The sequence below is a fragment of the Vibrio sp. genome, assembly GCF_050299255.1.
Classification (GTDB): Bacteria; Pseudomonadota; Gammaproteobacteria; order Enterobacterales; family Vibrionaceae; genus Vibrio.
The window spans coordinates 1-1,925 of the sequence record NZ_JBNKVP010000171.1; the positions used below are offsets into that span (position 1 = coordinate 1).

The 1,925-nt window shown below is 47.4% G+C and carries 3 protein-coding genes; all 3 read right to left on the minus strand.

The window, feature by feature from the left end; all coding sequences use genetic code 11:
- Positions 1–244 (minus strand): hypothetical protein (locus ACQY6F_RS18850; RefSeq protein ID WP_428776645.1); only part of this gene is annotated, 244 nt, incomplete at its 3' end.
- A gap of 121 nt (positions 245–365) precedes the next feature.
- A complete protein-coding gene (locus ACQY6F_RS18855; protein WP_428776647.1) occupies positions 366–1,130 on the minus strand; it encodes an IS701 family transposase in 765 nt (254 codons plus the stop codon).
- Complete coding sequence (locus ACQY6F_RS18860; RefSeq protein ID WP_428776648.1) at positions 1,123–1,722, minus strand: transposase; 600 nt, start codon at positions 1,720–1,722, stop codon at positions 1,123–1,125. The genes ACQY6F_RS18855 and ACQY6F_RS18860 overlap by 8 nt, the downstream gene beginning before the upstream one ends.
- Positions 1,723–1,925: the final 203 nt, after the last annotated feature.

The window sequence follows — 1,925 nt, forward strand, 5'->3', positions numbered from 1 at the left end:
GTCCGGCAACTGAGTGGGTGACCGGCCGGCCGGGGCCACCGTTGTTTTTGTGGTAATCGGCGCAAGCCACCTCCAGTTCGGAGAAGTCCAGCAGCGTGTGCAGTTGGATGAGGGAGTGGTCGTGATATTTGGCCACCAGTTGCTGCAGAATGTATTGGCTGGCCCAACTGAGCAGTGGGTCGAGATATTGGGCCAGAATATGGGCGATGGGCAAAAGAATTTCGGGTATAATTGGTGTAGGCATGGGTGGGGTTTTTTCTTGATCATGATTGGTTTGGTCACTCGTTATGATCTCAGAAAAAACCTCCCCGCGCTATTTTTTAGCCGCTAATTTTTCAACACGCTCTAAGCTCGACTTTGTACATTTAAGTCGAATAACAAACAGTATCAACCAGACGGTCAAAAAGAGACCGTGGTATTTTTACGATATCTGGTTCTAAGGTAGACATTGAAAAAATAGTTGCCGGAAACCAGAGTTGGTGACGTACAGCACTGAATGCGTCAGAAAAAGTAGGTCGCTCTTTAACATACCAGGCAGCTTGCCGTACAGATAAAGGGGCCTGCTCTGCCAGCAAATGGGCTGCCAGGGTGACCCAAGAAAACAAACCTAGTAAGATGGGCGTCGTGCGTTCAACGGCTTTGTCCGACCATTGGCGTTGAGTTTCGACACCGAGATGAGCACGTACTTCCTCAAACGTCACTTCGACTTGCCACCGCTGTACAAACCAGTTGATAATTTGAAGTGAGTCAAGTTCAAGGGTGGTGGAAAGCAGTGCAATTGTCTCATACTCTTCTTGTGGGTCACGAATCAAAACCCAACGGATAGGGACAGGTGGTATTCCATTGTGATACCAAACGGCCGTTTTCGATGTAATTTCCATGAATTGCGTTTGTCCATCATACCAGCGCACCTTAACAGATTGCCACTTTGTCTGACGATCATCTAGAATTGCTTGCAGCGTTGGTAATCGTTTTCCTTTCTTTCGTGGACGTCCCACTTTGCCAGAATGAGGAGGTGCAGGTTTATAGAGAGCGGCATCTAAGCGCAAGCGCGTGATGATTGTCACTGGGTTGACCATGGTTTGGCAAGCGTGGAGAAATTCCAGAGCCGCATAGCTGTAGTCAGCCACCACAACCAATTCTCGATGAGGCAGCCAACGACGTAGCTGGAAACCGTCGGGCCCAATCTGTTATCTTCTTATGCCGCCGGCCAACCTGTTCATGATACCGTTCTGACGGCGCAAGCACGGTGAGAAATGGTAAAGCCCATATCCGTTCTGCCCAAGATATCTGCGTCAACCACATCAGACTAATCCAGCGTAGTCCACTGGTTTTGACAAAATGGCTTTTGCTGGAGCGCACGCCATCCCGATAGATACCTCGTTTTGCGATTTTTGGTCCCCAGCGTCTTTCGATAGTTTCATCAATGCCAAAGACAAGCGGTTTGGTTTCATCATGATCTAGATACTTCATGAGCAATGCCAATAGCATCTCACTCAGTCGTCGTAGCGCCCAAACTGCCCGATTTAGCACTTGATGATAGCTAGAAAAATGCTGCTCATCGCTCAACCCCATCACGCGCAAAGCGGCTGTCACGGTTCGTTTACCGGTGGCTAAAATGGCGCCAATGAACAGTATCTGCGCCTTAACCCAAGTGGGTTGCCGAAAAAGTGGCTGAAATGGTATTAACAATGTCATTATTGGTTCAGGTAGAATAAGCATTTGTGGCCTCTCGTCGTGGTTTGGTCACATCTTATTCTACCTTTTCTACTTTGATTACTTTTGTACAAAGTCGAGCTAAGTACGAAGTACCCATTCAGTAAGGAGTGAAAATTCTATTTTCACACAACCTTATCATATATGGTTGTTGCTAAAAAGCCCTGTTATCTAAAAACGGATACCCATTTTCAGTTAAGGGGGAGTTG